Here is a 15,732-nt window from a genome sequence, read left to right as displayed (position 1 = left end):
AATGGCAATTACAAGAAGAAGTTTTCTGAAAGGTGTCGCGACTACAAGTGCGGCATCGGTTATCGGTCCAAGCTTATTGGCGTCGGCATCAGTGTCTGCAGCAGAAACAGACGGCGCGTGGAAAGTCTCTGGTTCTCACTGGGGTGCATTCCGAGCTCGCGTTTATGCGGGTAAAGTACAAGAGATTAAACCTCTAGAAATCGATCAACACCCAACTGAGATGTTGAAAGGTATTAAAGGTATTATCTACAGCCCATCACGTGTGCGTTACCCAATGGTTCGCCTAGATTGGTTGAAGAAGCATAAATACAGCGCAGACACGCGTGGTAACAACCGTTTTATTCGTGTGACTTGGGATGAGGCACTAGACCTTGTTTACCGCGAACTAGAGCGCGTACAGAAAGATTACGGTCCATGGGCGCTTCACACAGGTCAAACTGGTTGGAGACAAACGGGTCAGTTCCACAGCTGTACTAACCATATGCAACGTGCAATGGCACTTCACGGTTACTCTGTGAAGAAAATCGGTGACTACTCAACAGGTGCTGGTCAAACGATCATGCCTTACGTGCTAGGTTCTACTGAAGTTTACGCACAAGGTACATCTTGGGAACTTATCCTAGAAAACAGTGACAACATTGTTCTTTGGGGTAACGATCCAGTTAAAAACCTGCAAGTAGGTTGGACATGTGAGACTCACGAGTCATTCGCGTACTTAGAACAGCTGAAAGAAAAAGTTGCTAAGAAAGAGATCAACGTTGTTTCTGTTGACCCTGTTAAAAACAAAACAGGCCGTTACCTAGAAAACGAGCAAATGTACATCAACCCACAAACTGATGTGGCGTTCATGCTTGGTGTTGCTCACGTTCTTTACAACGAAGATCTATACGACAAGAAGTTCATCGAAACTTACTGTCTAGGTTTTGAAGACTTTATCAAGTACGTTCAAGGTGAAACGAAAGATAAAGTTGAGAAGACACCTGAGTGGGCTTCGGCTATCTGTGGTGCAAGCGCGGACTCTATCCGTGAATTCGCTAAGATGCTGGTTAACGGTCGTACGCAGATTCTTGTCGGTTGGAGTATCCAACGTCAACAACACGGTGAGCAGCCTTACTGGATGTGTGCCGTTATCGCAGCAATGGTTGGCCAAATCGGTCTACCTGGCGGTGGTATCTCTTACGGTCACCATTACTCTGGTATCGGTGTTTCTTCAACTGGCTTCGCTGCTCCGGGTTCATTCCCGTTGAACATCGACCAAGGTCAATCGCCTAAGCACACTAACACTGATTACAACGGTTACAGCCGTGTAATCCCTGTTGCTCGTTGGGTAGATAGCTTGCTAGAGCCAGGTAAGAAGATCAAAGCGAACGGTTCAACGGTTACACTACCGGATATCAAGATGATGGTATTCAGTGGTAATAACCCGTGGCACCACCACCAAGATCGCAACAAGATGCGTAAAGCATTCAAGAGCCTACAAACTGTAGTGGCTGTTGATTTCGCTTGGACTGCAACTTGTCGTCACTCTGATATCGTGCTTCCTGCATGTACTCAGTGGGAACGTAACGATATTGATGGTTACGGCGCGTACTCTGGTCGTGGTTTGATCGCGATGCACAAACTAGTCGATCCTCTGTTCCAGTCTAAAACTGACTTCGAGATTATGTCTAGCCTAACTAAGCGTTGGGGTCGTTACGACGATTACACGCGTGGTATGGACGAAATGCAGTGGGTTAAATCTCTGTATGACGAATGTCGTGCATCAAACGAAGGCAGCTTCGAAATGCCTGAGTTTGCTGAGTTCTGGGAGAAAGGTTTCCTAGACTTCGGTAAAGGTAAGCCATGGACTCGTCACGCTTCATTCCGTGAAGATCCAGAGATCAACGCACTAGGTACGCCTTCTGGTTTCATCGAAATCACAAGCCGTACTGTTGGCAACATGGGTTACGAGCACTGTCAAGAACACCCAATGTGGTTTGAGAAATCTGAACGTTCACACGGTGGTCCAGGCTCTGATAAACACCCGTACTGGCTACAATCTTGTCACCCAGACAAGCGTCTTCACTCTCAGATGTGTGAATCTGAAGAGTGGCGTGCGACTTACGCGGTACAAGGCCGTGAGCCAATCTACATCAACCCAATCGATGCTAAGAAGAAAGGCATCAAAGATGGCGACGTAGTACGTGTGTTCAATGACCGTGGTCAACTACTAGCAGGTGCTGTTCTAATGGATAGCTACGCACCTGGTGTTGTTCGTATCGAAGAAGGCGCTTGGTACGGCCCGATCAACGAGAAAGTGGGGGCGCTAGATACATACGGCGATCCAAACACACTAACTCAAGACATCGGTACGTCTGAACTTGCTCAAGCAACGTCAGCAAACACATGTTTGGTTAACTTCGAGAAGTTCCAAGGCAAACTGCCTCCAGTAACTTCATTCGGTGGTCCAATCGAAGTTTCTTAAGTCTTGTACTTAAGAACCAAGATTAAAGCTTGAATTAAAGCCCCTGTAAGCACTCTTACAGGGGCTTTTTGTTTTTCTAGCCTGTGTGCGGGATTTCTAATTAAGCATTGTCATAACGCTAAGAGGGGGCGTTTTTGAGACAGGCGATAACGACGTGCCGTTTGAGATAGGCTGTAGAACTATGAACTATGAACTATGAACAATGAACAATGAAGCAGGAAGGGAGTGTAAAAAGAATCTGTTGTAAGGACTTAGGCAGACGGAAACAAAAAGGCCGATACAAAGTATCGACCTAATAGAGACCTATGGAATTGAATCAGCTTGAGTTAAATCTCGAACATAAACCAATAACCGTATGCACAGATTAATGCGGGTATGCCTGAATATAATGTGGCTACAAGAGCGGCTTTCGGTGCCATTGCGATAGCAGGGAATAAAGCATCACCATCATTTGAAATTGCGTTACCGACCTGAGCTGAAAGTGGCAGTGCACCTGAAAGGTAAAGGCTAGTGACCAACAATTGCGGACCACACCCCGGCAGTAAGCCCATCAACACACCCGCCAGGGGGAGCATCATCCCCCAGCTTGAGAATAGCGTCGCAAAATCGACATTTGCAAGCACAGAGCCAAACTCGAAGAAAAGAAAAGCGACCACCACCCATGCAGTGACAAAGTTTGTATCTTGAGCGGTTTTTTGTAGTGGGTGAGAACCTATACATTTTTCATCTTCACTTACGGCCGATTTGTAATCCTCAATTTCACGAGTAAGCCCCCACAAAAACATCGAGCTGATCAGTAAAATCGTTCCCGTCCATTCCATAGACATCTCAGGCAGTGTCAGCAACTGGTTTACATCGATTTGAAAAGAGCCAAGCAGGGCAACAGCGGCTCCCGGAATAATAAGCACAGACCATAGGTAACCCTGAAGGTTTATCGCTTTTTTAGAGACAGGGCTTTGATCTTGAGGTTGTGAGGTACAGCTGTTTTCCGCTTCATTTCTCTCTGCCTGTTTCGGGCGTAAAAAGTCGTCTGCGTGAAACAAGTTTATGATTCGTCCTGAGGCGGTACCCACGATTACACCCATCGCCATCATGGCTAAACCTGTTTTGGGTTCGCTAGCAATTAACAGGAAGGCCGCGTCACCCATGGTTGAGACGAGTACAGCCACAACCGCACCAAATCCGAGTTTGCCTGAAATAAATTGTGTGGTGACCACAATCGCTCCCCCACAGCCTGGCAATGCGCCCATTAGCGCGGCGAATACAACTTGGTTTGAACGAGATTGATGGACGAGCTTATTGAAGACGTTATCTTTGTTGATGTATAGACTTAACCAGTGGTAAATCGCTAGGGTTAGCGCAACGTAACATGACACTGCCCAGAAGGCGTCAGACAAGGTAGTGACCGTCAATTCTCGCGTAGCAGGAGCTGCAACTAACGCCGCAAGTGAAATAGGTAAAAGCAGGCGCTTAAAAGACAGTGAAAACTGAGTTGTTTTCGCAGCGCTGCTGCTTGGCAAAAAAGAGATTAGTCGATCCATAAGTGTCACTCAAAATTTGTGTATTAAGATAATCATATACGAATGATAATAATTATCAATTGCATTCGTTGTTTTTTTATCTTTTGTTACCATTGGCCAAACCCACGAAACATGACCAATCTAAAAAAATGAGGTAAAGTATGCCTAATAAAGAGAGACTCTAAAGGTAGAGTCATAATTGTTAGTGTAATAGGAAGAAACATGATTTTAGTTGTTGGTCACAAAAACCCTGATAGTGACAGTATTTGTAGTGCGTTAGTTGCAACTGAGCTTCTTAAAGCTCGTGGCGAGGAAGCGACACCAATTCGCCAAGGCGAGATCAACCGCGAAACTCAACACATTCTAGAAGTCGCTGGTGCTGAAAAGCCAGAACTTCGTACTTCTGTTGCTGGTGAGAAAATCTGGCTAGTAGACTACTCAGATCTTGCACAAGCACCAGACGATGTAGCTGATGCTGAGATCGTAGGTATTGTCGATCACCACCGTCTAGGTGACGTGATGACAGTTAACCCTATGGAAGCTTGGATCTGGCCTGTTGGCTGTACAAATACAGTACTTTTCAACATGTTTAAGATTGAAGGTCACGCTATCTCTCAACAAATCGCTAAACTGATGATGTCTGCAATTCTTTCAGACACAGTTGGTTTTGCTTCTCCAACATGTACTCAAAAAGACAAAGACGCGGTTGCTGAGCTTGCTGAAATCGCTGGCGTGACTGACGTTGATGCATTTATCAAAGCGCTTCTAATCGCTAAGACAAACATCGAAGGCCTATCTGCTGCACAGTTAGTAGAAAAAGACCTTAAAGGCTACCCATTCAACGGTCGTGATGTTGTTGTTGGTCAAGTTGAGCTTGCGACTCTTGAGCAAGTAGACGGCATGATCGAAGCTCTAGAAGCTGATCTTGAAGCGCGTTGTGAGAAAGATGGTCTAGCGTTCGCGGCAGTAATGCTGACAGATATCACTACAGCTCAAACTCGTCTTCTATACAAAGGTGAGTGGGCTGATAAGCTGGTTAAATTCGAGAAAGACGGTGTATTGATGATGGAAAATACATTGAGCCGTAAGAAGCAAGGTTGGCCTTGGCTTCAAGGCGAGCTTGTTTAAACAAGTCGCTTAATTATAAACGCCTGCTAATTTAGCAGGCGTTTTTCTTTGAAGTAGGCTTTCTTCTTCATCGATAGTGTTTGAAGTTAAAAACACTCGGCATAAAATAGCTTTAAGAAAATAGTTACTGACTAAAGTAGGAAATTGAGATGACTACACAGCTAGACGATAAAAAAATCGCTGAAATCAATAAGTATACGGGTGAGCAACGCCTGAAGTACTGTGTGAAAGAAATCGTAGCGAACCGTGAAGTATGGATCTTAACCGATGAACACGGTTGTGTAATGCTGAACACAGAAGATGAAGACTGTGTTCCTGTATGGCCAAACCAAGAGTTTGCGGAGTCTTGGGCGACGGGTGATTGGTCTGAGTGTAAAGCTGAGTCTATTTCACTAAACAAATGGCATAGCCGTTGGACTAACGGTCTAGAAGACGACGAGCTTGCCGTTGTTGTGTTCCCGAACGAACAGGAAGAAGGTGTTATCTTGTTCCCGGATGAGTTCGACTTCGAGCTGAAGAAGCAGGCTGCTAAGCGCTAATTCTCTCGTCAAATTGTAAGCCAGCGTTGTCTTACCTCGGGCAACGCTGTTGTTCTATTCTTCCATTCTAAGCTACTTTCCAACGTATTTTCGTCAATACCCAATCAATTGATACAAGGGTGCTTGTTGAGCGGCTTCTGAAGCTTGCTGAAGTACACCTGTTTTGCTGTATCTTTTCAGTATTTTTCGCACAACTGGTTTTGCCTGTTCTTTTGTCATTCCCACTTTCAATTGATGTTCATACAGTAGCTTTAGCAGCACTACATCTAAGGGGGATAACAAGTCTTCTGGCGTGTGATCATTGAAAATAGAAGGGTAGGCTTTATCTGAGTCATTGGGTAACCCAAGTACCTGTGTGATCTCTTCAACAATACATGCGACCAGCTTTCCTCTTGCTCTCGCTTGATCTACTGGGATCACAATTCCTGCATATACAATCTCCCCTTTGGAATTAGTTCGATAACCTGCAGTACAGATAGCGCTGTTTAGATGCTGTGTCGATTTCAGTTTGAGTACAGTTTTGGCTTCAGCTATCCACTGACTCTGCCTTGTGTATATCCATTTAACGTTTGCATCCGATTCTCGTGTGACGATTTTAATCGGATGTTGGGTGACTTGCGATAGGTGCTGGACGTGCAATTCGGTGAGTTCTTGATGAAGCTCTTCGTCGCCGACTCGGTGATCGATCCATATCTTAATAGGTTGTTTCCATTTAGCGAGTAGCTTGTCGCCTTGTGAATATTCGTGTTGAAGTGCGACGTGATAAAAGGCAGTTTCGACGAAGGTTCTATCTAGCCATGTGAGTGGTGTGCTTGCTGCATTAAAGGACAGCAGCGCCAACAAGAGGGAAAGCATTGAAGCTCTTGGTAACATATCTTTCCCCTTTGCGGAATATAGCGCGATCACCGATTAATGGCTTGGTGCTTTATAGAAGTGGCTCTCAACTAACCTTTGTGTGATTTGGTGAGTTGGGTTAGTCAGTACTTCATGTGTTTCGCCACTTTCAACCACATTGCCTTCGTGCATGACGATGATCTTATCTGTGATGTGTTTAACAATGCCGATGTGTTGGGAAACATAAACGAACGATACGCCCATCTCTTCTTGAAGTTCTAGGAACAGATTGATGATTTGCGAACGCATCGCCATATCCAAACCATTCAACGCTTCATCAGCCACAATGATGGAAGGCTGAAGTATCAATGCGCGAGCCAAACAAACCCTCTGCTTCTGGCCTGCAGCAAGCATCTGAGGATAGAAGTAAGCATGTTCTGGTAGAAGCCCAACACGTAATAATGTGTCCTTTACGCGGTGCATGCGGGCTTCTGGTGGCATGTTGGTATTTCGCTTCAACGGTCCTTCAAGGATTCGACCAATCTGGATGCGTGGGTTTAGCGAGGTGTTCGGATCTTGGAAGATCATTCGAATCAGTTTGCAGCGAGTTGAGTAGTCTTTGTGCTCTAGCTTTTCACCGTTCACTCGGATCTCACCTGCTGTTGGTTCCACCATACCCGCTAGCATTCTTGCTAATGTCGATTTCCCCGACCCATTCTGACCGATAAAACCAATAGTCTGTCCCGCTTCAAGGGAAAAGCTGACTGGCTTCACTGCCTGATGAATCTTTTTACGGAAAAGACCAGAGCGAGTCGTAAAGTCTTTAGATAAATCACTGACCTCTAATAATGCACTCATGATTTCTTTTTCTTCTCCATATTCAGAGGGAAATGACAGTTAAATTTGTGGGTCTTTATACGCTTAGTATGCGGGATCTCGACACACTGTCTTTGCGCGTATGGACAACGTGGTCCAAGTCGACAACCAATCGGGAGGTGCTGCAGCGGCGGAATTGACCCTGGTAAAGATTGCAGTTTTTCTTTATGGGGAATCCAGTCGTTAAAATCGGGCATCGCTTTTAGCAGTGCAACGGTGTAAGGATGCTTTGGTACATCCAACAGTTTTGTCGTATCTGCAGACTCAACGGACTGACCACAGTACATCACGGTTATTCGTGTCGCCCATTGAGTGATAGTCGTTAAATCGTGCCCAATGAGGAGAATTGTCGTGTTATGAAGTTGATTCATTCGGCTCAATAAGCGCAATATTTGAGACTGCGTAATCGGGTCTAAATCGTTGGTTGGCTCATCGGCAATTAGCACTTTTGGCTTGGCAGCGATCGCCATGGCGATCATGACTTTTTGACACTCACCATCGGTCAACTCATAAGAATAACTGTCCATTAGGTGAGAGTGATTTTTGATCCCCACTTTATGCAGTAATGCTATTGCTTGCTTTTTTCGCCACTTAAACCGTTGCCACCATCGACCTTCAAATGAACGCGAAGGAATCGCCTCTATTAGCTGGCGTCCCACTTTTTCGGAAGGGTCAAGACACGTCGATGGTTCTTGGAAGATCATCGCGATATCGCGAGCGATCACACGGCGTCGTTCTTTGGGCGTCAGTTGTAGCAGGTCGATATTGCCAAGGCGCATTCGGTCGGCAGACACTTTCCAGTTTTCTTTGCAAACACCAACGATCGCTTTTGCAACCAAGCTCTTACCAGAACCTGATTCACCTACTAAGCCACGAATTTCTCCCTCATTGAGGGTAATACTCATTCGATCTACTGCTTTAACCATCCCTTGAGGGGTCTCAATCTCGATAGTTAGATGTCGAATATCAAGTAACGGCATTATTCGATTCCTGCATTTAGCGCTTGGCGAACACCTTCACCGACAAGGTTAATCACGATCACTGTAAACATAATGGCTAAGCCGGGTAGAGTTACTGTCCATGGCGCAAGGTAAATCAGCTCTACAGAATCACCCAAAATTGAGCCCCATTCGGTACTTGGTGCTTGAGCGCCAAGCCCTAAGAAACCCAAGGCCGTGATATCAAGAATGGCGACTGACAATGCCAGTGTAATTTCAAGTGCCACTACAGTAAGAATATTAGGAAGGATTGAATTCCATAACAGGTAGAAGTCATTCGCACCATCAAGGCGAGAAGCCAAAATATAGTCTTTTTCTACTTCTGCATGCACGGCAATGTATACCGAACGAATAAAGCGTGGAATCAATGCCAAACATAAGGCTAGCAAGATATTAAACTCGCCAAAGCCAAGAAATGCCACGAAGATAATCGCAAGTAGCAACGACGGAATAGACATTACCGTGTCAAGCAAGTGGTTTAGCGTGCTTGATAGCAACCCACGAGTCATACCTGCAAGTACGCCAATCAGACAACCGATGACTGCTGCGATAAAGGTAATCACTACTGCGGCACCAAATGTCAGCTGAGAGCCAATAATCAGACGGGATAGAATATCTCGCCCTAAATCATCAGTGCCTAGAAAATACTCAACTGTTCCAGCCGGATCCCAAGAAGGAGGTGTTAGTAGGTGCCCCGTCTGCTCTTGAGCATCATGTGGTGCTAGCCATGGTGAAGTGATGGTGATCAAAATGATCAAGACCAAACACCATAGTCCAAACATTGCGAGATTATTGCCACGGAAGCTGCGCCAGAAACGCTCGAATTGGGTTGGAATCTGTTCTTCTTGGTAGACGTTATTTGTTAGCATACCATTCCTTCCTTACCAGAGGATTGACCATCGCGCCCAGTAGATCGGACAGTATATTCGCGGTCAAAACCAAGGTTGCTACCACAATTACACCAGCTTGAATTGAAACGTAATCTTGATTGGATAATGCATCCAGCAACCAGCGGCCAATACCCGGCCAGTTAAAGATAGACTCGGTGATGATAGCGAGCGTTAACATACTGGAGAGTTGAACGCCGACCTTAGGAATAATCGGTGGTATTGCATTTCTTAATACGTGTTGAGTGACGATCTCTCTTGTTGAAAGACCTTTGATTCGTGCGGCACGGATGTAGTTTTGAGCCATCACTTCAGCCACTGACGCTCTCATTAGTCGGATAACCTGGGTTGTTGGAGCGAGCGCCAAAACAAGGCAAGGTAACGCCATATGGTCTATTACGCTCTGTAGGGCGTGTGCTCGATAGTTACCTTCGGCAAAGAAGGCATCAATCATTGCAAAGCCAGTCACGTGTTCAATTTCGTAAAGTAGATCGTATCGCCCCCCAACAGGGAACATCTCGAAGTGCAGTGAGAACACCATGATCATTAGCAATGCGACCCAAAATATAGGTGCTGAGTAGCCTGCCATTGAAGTAAACGATATGGTGGTATCAACAAACTTACCTTGTCTCATGCCGGCAATTGTGCCGAAAGGGATGCCGATAAACAGTGCGAGTAGAAAAGCAAAGAAGCACAATTCTAACGTCGCAGGAAATACCACGACAAGCTCTTCGATGATAGGAACACCGTGTTTGCTCAGGCCGAAATTCAGCGTCGATAATTCGGTGACGTAGCTAAGCCAGCCGGGCCAAAAATCTTGAATTGCCCAAGGTGAGGTTTGGTCTAATCGAAGTAGAGCAAAGCCCACTAAAGTCAGAATTCCAAGTGTAATAATGAATAAGTTTACACGTCTTAATGTATACCAAAACATCAGTTCACCTCCCTTCTGACTTGATCAAAAGGTTGAGCATTAAAAGGACTACGTTTAAAACCTGTTAGCGAACGATCGTGCACACGGAATTGCACGCCATGAGCGAGAGGTATCACAGGAACTTCTTCATTAAGAATGTTTTGGGCTTGTCGATACAAGTTCACGCGATGCCTTTGTTGATTAATCTCTAATGCCAAGTCGAGAAGGAAATCAAAGTCTGAGTTGCACCACATAGAGACGTTTAATCCCGCGCGTTCCGAACTACATGATAGAAGTGGACGCAAGAAGTTATCTGGGTCGCCCGTACTGCCAATCCAACCTGTGAGCAACAAATCTGTTGAGGAAATTGAAGACAGCTGTGTTCGGTCAAATCGGTCGTCGGTATAGAGTTTGAGTTCAATACCAATATCAGCCAAGTTTGCTTGGATCAGTTCTGCCGTTTTTCTTGGACTTGGATTGTATGCGCGTGGCTCTAAAGGCACCCACATTGACAACTCTAGCCCAGGTTCTACGCCAGCTTCTTTAAGAAGCGCAACAGCATAGTTGCGGTCATAGCGAACTTGAACACTGTCTTTTTGGTAAGCCCAAGAAGTTGGAGGCAACAGCGTGTAGGCTTTCGTGCCCGTACCGTAATAAACCGAGTCGAGAATGTTTTGGCGGTTGATGGCCAAATTCAACGCCTTTCTTACACGAGAGTCACGCAATGCAGGGTGTTCTGTGTTTAGCGCGATGAAAGAGACATTTACTGCAGGTGTGGCAGAAATCTTCAATTCTTCATGAGCTTGAATAATAGGGATCTGGCTAGAAATTGGTGAGTTCAACACGTCACACTCACTGCGGAGAAGCTTGGCAAGTGTGCCTGTACCGCGTTGTGAAGTATCAAATACGACTTGGTCCATTTGTACTTCACCCTTCCAGTAATGCTTGTTCTTTTTCAAGCGTACAAGATCATTAATTTGATATTCATCCAAGTAGAAAGGGCCTGTGCCTACGGGCTTGGAGTCTATTTCATTTTTTTCATCTGTGGTAATCAGCTTGTTGGCATACTCTTTGGAGTGGATAACCGCATAACTGGTGGCGATATTGTTAAGAAATGAATTATCTGGGCGACTTAACTGGAACTTCACCGTTAGGTCATCCACCGCTGTGATTTCAACAATCAGGTTTTGAAAGTCGATGCCAGCGAACCATGGATATAAACCGCCACCCACATAATGGAATGGGTTTGAACTATCAATAATTCGTTCAAAACTAAAGACCACATCCTGTGCATTCATGGTGCGGGTTGGGGCAAACCAATCTGTGGTTTGAAACGCAACATTTGGGCGCAGTTTGAAAGTGTACTCTGTACCTGATTTATCGACAGACCAGCTTGTTGCCAAGTTCTGTTTTGGTCGGTAAGTCATAGGATCAAGAGTGAGCAGGGTATCGAAAATTTGAGGGCTCAGCGATTCTGAGGTAATGCCACTATCAACCAATTGTGGATTGAAGGTACTAGGATTACCTTGGCCGCAATAAATGAAGCCTTTTTCACGGATTTGCTCGTGAGTGACACTTTCACCACATCCAGCTAAAAAGCCAAGCGTGCAGATGCTAAGTGATAGTCTTATTAGTGCTTTCATAAAAAGAAATACTTTTCGAAACGAGGCGTTAGAGGAGCCTCAAGATCCCGACAATTTAACATTTTATTTATTCGGCTCCAAATAATAATCAAGTGTGGACAGCTATTTATCGTTCGCTTGTCCTACAATCGCGTACTTCCTCACCATTCCACGTAATTGGTTGTAGGTTAACCCAAGTAATTCTGCTGCTTGTTTCTGGTTATACTTGCTCTGTTTTAGAGCTTGATTGAGTAATTTAATGTCTTGCTGTTCTTGCCATGCTTTGTAATCAAGCGGCAAAGAAAATGAGTGCTCTAATGGAGTATGGCTGTTGGACAGATCATTGCCAGTTTCGTGCGTGGAATCTTGATCTATTTTCCATGTTGGTTTAAAGGGGTTAAACACCAAAGATTCAATAGGATATGGATCTTTACCGTGTTGGTAGATAGCTCGTTCAACGACGTTTTTGAGTTCTCTCACATTTCCCGGCCAAGAATAATCCAATAGTGCCTCAACAGCAGATGGAGCAAAACCGACAAACAGCTCCAATTCTAACTCTCGACACATCTTAATGGCGTAGTATTCTGCTAGTAGCGTGATGTCTTCTTTTCGTTCGCGAAGAGGTGGGATAGTAATGACATCAAACGCCAGTCTATCTAATAAATCGGGTCTGAATTCGCCTTTTAACGCCATGTTTGGTAAGTCAGCATTGGTCGCACACACCAGTCTTACATTGGCACTCAGCGCCTTTTGTCCGCCGACACGCTCATATTGCCCGTATTCAATAACACGCAATAGCTTCTCTTGAACGGCAAGGGGGGTGGTCGCTAGTTCATCTAAGAACAGAGTTCCACCTTCAGCTCTTTCAAAACGACCTTGATGACGACCTTTTGAACCGGTAAAAGAACCTGATTCATGACCAAACAACTCTGAATCAATCAACCCTTCGCTAAGGGTTGAGCAATTAAGTGAGATCAATGGCTGGTCCCAGCGTCTTGAAAGGTAATGCAGCCTTTGAGCGATTAACTCTTTACCTGTACCACGTTCACCAATGATCAGAATCGGTCTCTCGATTGGCGCGAGTTGAGACACTTTATCCAAAACAGAGAGAAAACTAGGGGATTCACCAATGAGATTCTGCTGCATAATGGGTCCTTGTATGGTCTGATTTCCAATGGGCATGATATAGAGAGTTTTATTTACATCACTTGATGTAAATAGCATTAATCACAAAGCTGTAGTGGTGAAAAATACCAATACTTGGCTAAATTCATCATAGCATGGTTCGGGTTAATCACCATTTTATTGTAAGTGTTTGATAAACAATGGCTTAAAAGTTGGCACGCTACTTGGATTACTTATGGTAGGTTTAACAACAAACGTAGATTTTTGAGCAAGTGGATTGAGAAATCGAAAAACGATTTAAAACCTATTTGCCATCATTGTAATTAAGGAGTTCCTCATGGGTATTTTTTCTCGCTTTGCAGACATTGTAAATTCAAACATCAGTGCACTATTAGATAAGGCCGAAGATCCTGAAAAGATGATTCGCCTGATTATCCAAGAAATGGAAGACACGCTGGTTGAGGTTCGTACTAACTCAGCAAAAGCAATCGCAGACAAGAAAGAGTTAGCACGTAAAGTTGAAGCTATCGAAACTCAGATTCTAGATTGGCAAAACAAAGCGACACTCGCACTGACTAAGCAACGTGAAGATCTGGCTAGAGCGGCGCTAATCGAAAAGCAAAAACTTGAAGATATCATCAAGGGCCTTCATACCGAGCAAACTTTGGTTCATGAAACCATCGAAAAGCTAACCAGTGAGATCGGCAAGCTTGAAACTAAAATTGCAGAAACTCGCGCAAAGCAACAAGCATTAATGATTCGTAATAATGCGGCGAGCAATCGTCGTGATGTTCAAAAACATCTGCATTCAAGCAAAACCAACGAAGCAATGGCGAAGTTTGAGCAATTCTCACGTAAAGTGGATGAATTAGAAGCTGAAGCTGACGTTTACGCAAAAACCGGTAACGCAAAATCTTTAGACCAAGAGTTTGCAGAGCTACAAGCTCAAGATGAGATTGAAAAAGAGCTGGCGAAACTGAAGCAACAAGTTGAAAACCGCGATAAATAATTTTAGGAGTTGTCTATGTCAACATTTCTAATTGCAGGTCCACTGATTGTCTTTTTGATCTTCGTGGCTCCGCTATGGTTATTCTTACACTACCGCAGCAAGAAGAAATCCAGCAATGGTCTTTCAGAAACGGATCTTCAGCGTCTGCATAAGCTTTCTGAGCAAGCTGAGTCGATGCAAGACCGAGTGAAAACGTTAGAAAAAATACTGGATGCGGAGTCACCTAACTGGAGACGAAACTATGAGTAGAGAACTGTATCGCGATCCGATTAACGGTAAATTGTCTGGCGTGTGTGCCGGATTAGCGAACTATTTTGGCCTTGAAGTTTGGTTGGTTCGTATCTTAGTGATCTCAGCCGCACTGCTAGGTGGTAGCTTTTTGGTATTGTTAGCGTATTTAGCTTTGACATTTATGCTGGAAAAACAACCACCTCAATATGTCGATCAGATGAAAGCCAAACAAGAGCACACACTCAAGCAAAAACCCTGGGAAAAAGGGCAAACAGCAGAGTCATTGTTGGGCACTTTAGAGGGTGATTTCCAGACGTTAGAGACCAGTGTACGCAATATGGAAGCTTATGTGACTTCGGACACTTTTAAAGTCGACCGTGCATTTAAGAACATGTAGTGGTCAAGCCTCAAAAAGATTAGATAACGGTTTAGGAAAATTTATCCCAAGCCGTTATTTTTTTTAATAATTTTGTCTAAATAAATCTTACGATAACTGGTAAGTTACATGTGATTAATCTATGTTAATAAAATATTTATAGATATGGATGATCGCAATGTACAAAGCCTCCCTAGTCCTATTGGTGACCTTATCCGGGTTATCTGGGTGTGGTAAGGAGCTCCCTCCGGTTCCAGAACCCGAATCACGACCAGCCAAACTCTTCACTGTCTCCGTAGGTAGTAATGCCTTTGAACGTAGCTTTCCTGCCACCACTGAAGCGGGTGACAAAGCCGTACTGGCCTTTCGTGTTCCAGGGCTACTTCAGACTATCGATGTCACATCTGGTCAACAGGTCAGTAAAGGTGAAGGGCTTGCAACGCTCAATCCTGACGAATATCAACTGCTAGAGAAGCAAGCAAGAGCCAACTTTAAGCTTGCTGACGTTCAATACCAACGTTCGATTAAGCTACGTAAAGACCGAGTCGTATCTGAGCAAGATTTCGACCAAGCGAAAGCCAATCATAATTCTGCTAAAGCGATGCTTAATCAAGCCAAAGCAAACCTTCGCTATACCACTCTTGTTGCGCCTTACGATGGAACGATTTCCATTATTCCGGCTGAAAACCATGAATATATTGCGGCTAAACAAGGCGTGATGAATATTCAAACCAATCAAATTCTTAAAGTCGTCTTCTTATTACCCGACCAACTTATTACGCGCTTTTCTTCAGGGTTCAAGACGGATGCAACCATGGTTTTTGATGCATTTCCTGAAAACTATTACGTTCTAACCTTCCAAGAAGTGGATACCGAAGCCGATCCTAAAACCGGTTCATACAAGGTCACCATGGTAATGGAGAGACCGACTGATATAGGCATCCTGCCGGGTATGTCTGGCACGGTTAACCTTGTTTCTTCACAAGCAGCGGCGACAAAAATTCCAACCTCAGCAATGATGACCAATGGAGATGATGTCTCAGTATGGCGCGTTAACAACGATGGTATCGTCGAAGAAGTCGCGATAGTCATTGATGAAAAACGTCATATTATTTCGGGTCTTAACGACGGAGACCGCGTTGTGACCTCGGGCGTTAATGGATTAGAAACTGGCGTCAAAGTTCGTGAGTGGATCAAGGAAAGGGGGCTCTAA

At 44.6% G+C, this 15,732-nt stretch carries 15 protein-coding genes; 7 read left to right on the top strand and 8 right to left on the bottom strand.

The annotated features are described in order from the left end of the window. Position 1: 1 nt before the first annotated feature. The gene (torA, locus tag ACED53_RS00235) at positions 2 to 2,464 is read left to right on the top strand and encodes a trimethylamine-N-oxide reductase TorA (protein ID WP_017100089.1); all 2,463 of its coding nucleotides are present in this window, start codon (positions 2 to 4) and stop codon (positions 2,462 to 2,464) included. Positions 2,465 to 2,790: 326 nt separating this feature from the next. Here torA and ACED53_RS00230 read toward each other — a convergent pair whose 3' ends face one another. Then, complete coding sequence (locus tag ACED53_RS00230; RefSeq protein WP_009848786.1) at positions 2,791 to 4,005, bottom strand: putative manganese transporter; 1,215 nt, start codon at positions 4,003 to 4,005, stop codon at positions 2,791 to 2,793. A gap of 201 nt (positions 4,006 to 4,206) precedes the next feature. Between ACED53_RS00230 and ACED53_RS00225 the strand changes: the two genes are divergently transcribed. Together ACED53_RS00225 and ACED53_RS00220 are read left to right on the top strand one after the other, a co-directional pair. Then, positions 4,207 to 5,112 carry a manganese-dependent inorganic pyrophosphatase gene (locus ACED53_RS00225; RefSeq protein ID WP_009848785.1) on the top strand — a complete coding sequence of 302 codons (906 nt, stop codon included), beginning with the start codon at positions 4,207 to 4,209 and terminating at the stop codon, positions 5,110 to 5,112. Between the two features lie 149 nt (positions 5,113 to 5,261). After that, positions 5,262 to 5,651 carry a DUF2750 domain-containing protein gene (locus ACED53_RS00220; protein ID WP_004734596.1) on the top strand — a complete coding sequence of 130 codons (390 nt, stop codon included), beginning with the start codon at positions 5,262 to 5,264 and terminating at the stop codon, positions 5,649 to 5,651. 93 nt (positions 5,652 to 5,744) lie between these two features. Here ACED53_RS00220 and ACED53_RS00215 read toward each other — a convergent pair whose 3' ends face one another. The 7 genes from ACED53_RS00215 to pspF all read right to left on the bottom strand — a co-directional run bounded on the left by ACED53_RS00215 (position 5,745) and on the right by pspF (position 12,924). Then, positions 5,745 to 6,524 (bottom strand): DUF2927 domain-containing protein, encoded by a 780-nt coding sequence (locus ACED53_RS00215; protein WP_017100088.1) that lies wholly within the window; start codon positions 6,522 to 6,524, stop codon positions 5,745 to 5,747. A 36-nt stretch (positions 6,525 to 6,560) separates the two neighbouring features. Next, positions 6,561 to 7,343, bottom strand: coding sequence for an ATP-binding cassette domain-containing protein (locus ACED53_RS00210; RefSeq protein ID WP_017100087.1), 783 nt, complete (start codon positions 7,341 to 7,343; stop codon positions 6,561 to 6,563). Next, the gene (locus ACED53_RS00205) at positions 7,340 to 8,341 is read right to left on the bottom strand and encodes an oligopeptide/dipeptide ABC transporter ATP-binding protein (RefSeq protein WP_009848781.1); all 1,002 of its coding nucleotides are present in this window, start codon (positions 8,339 to 8,341) and stop codon (positions 7,340 to 7,342) included. Before ACED53_RS00205 ends, ACED53_RS00210 begins: the two co-directional genes overlap by 4 nt. After that, positions 8,341 to 9,228, bottom strand: coding sequence for a putrescine export ABC transporter permease SapC (sapC, locus tag ACED53_RS00200; protein ID WP_009848780.1), 888 nt, complete (start codon positions 9,226 to 9,228; stop codon positions 8,341 to 8,343). The genes ACED53_RS00205 and sapC overlap by 1 nt, the downstream gene beginning before the upstream one ends. Continuing rightward, positions 9,215 to 10,177, bottom strand: a complete 963-nt coding sequence (locus ACED53_RS00195) for an ABC transporter permease subunit (protein ID WP_009848779.1) — start codon at positions 10,175 to 10,177, stop codon at positions 9,215 to 9,217. Before ACED53_RS00195 ends, sapC begins: the two co-directional genes overlap by 14 nt. Next, a complete protein-coding gene (gene sapA / locus ACED53_RS00190; RefSeq protein WP_017100086.1) occupies positions 10,177 to 11,799 on the bottom strand; it encodes an ABC transporter substrate-binding protein SapA in 1,623 nt (540 codons plus the stop codon). The genes ACED53_RS00195 and sapA overlap by 1 nt, the downstream gene beginning before the upstream one ends. Positions 11,800 to 11,901: 102 nt before the next feature. Next, complete coding sequence (gene pspF / locus ACED53_RS00185) at positions 11,902 to 12,924, bottom strand: phage shock protein operon transcriptional activator (RefSeq protein ID WP_017100085.1); 1,023 nt, start codon at positions 12,922 to 12,924, stop codon at positions 11,902 to 11,904. Between the two features lie 316 nt (positions 12,925 to 13,240). On the opposite strand from pspF, the gene pspA reads away from it, so the two are divergent. The 4 genes from pspA to ACED53_RS00165 all read left to right on the top strand — a co-directional run bounded on the left by pspA (position 13,241) and on the right by ACED53_RS00165 (position 15,732). After that, positions 13,241 to 13,912 (top strand): phage shock protein PspA, encoded by a 672-nt coding sequence (pspA, locus tag ACED53_RS00180; RefSeq protein WP_009848776.1) that lies wholly within the window; start codon positions 13,241 to 13,243, stop codon positions 13,910 to 13,912. 15 nt (positions 13,913 to 13,927) lie between these two features. After that, positions 13,928 to 14,161, top strand: coding sequence for an envelope stress response membrane protein PspB (pspB, locus tag ACED53_RS00175; RefSeq protein ID WP_009848775.1), 234 nt, complete (start codon positions 13,928 to 13,930; stop codon positions 14,159 to 14,161). After that, the gene (pspC, locus tag ACED53_RS00170; RefSeq protein ID WP_032499058.1) at positions 14,154 to 14,540 is read left to right on the top strand and encodes an envelope stress response membrane protein PspC; all 387 of its coding nucleotides are present in this window, start codon (positions 14,154 to 14,156) and stop codon (positions 14,538 to 14,540) included. The genes pspB and pspC overlap by 8 nt, the downstream gene beginning before the upstream one ends. Before the next feature lie 157 nt (positions 14,541 to 14,697). Next, a complete protein-coding gene (locus ACED53_RS00165) occupies positions 14,698 to 15,732 on the top strand; it encodes an efflux RND transporter periplasmic adaptor subunit (protein ID WP_029225394.1) in 1,035 nt (344 codons plus the stop codon).

Source organism: Vibrio sp. 1F169 (assembly GCF_041439605.1).
Lineage (GTDB): Bacteria > Pseudomonadota > Gammaproteobacteria > Enterobacterales > Vibrionaceae > Vibrio > Vibrio tasmaniensis_A.
This window is presented reverse-complemented; position numbering and strand designations above follow the sequence as displayed.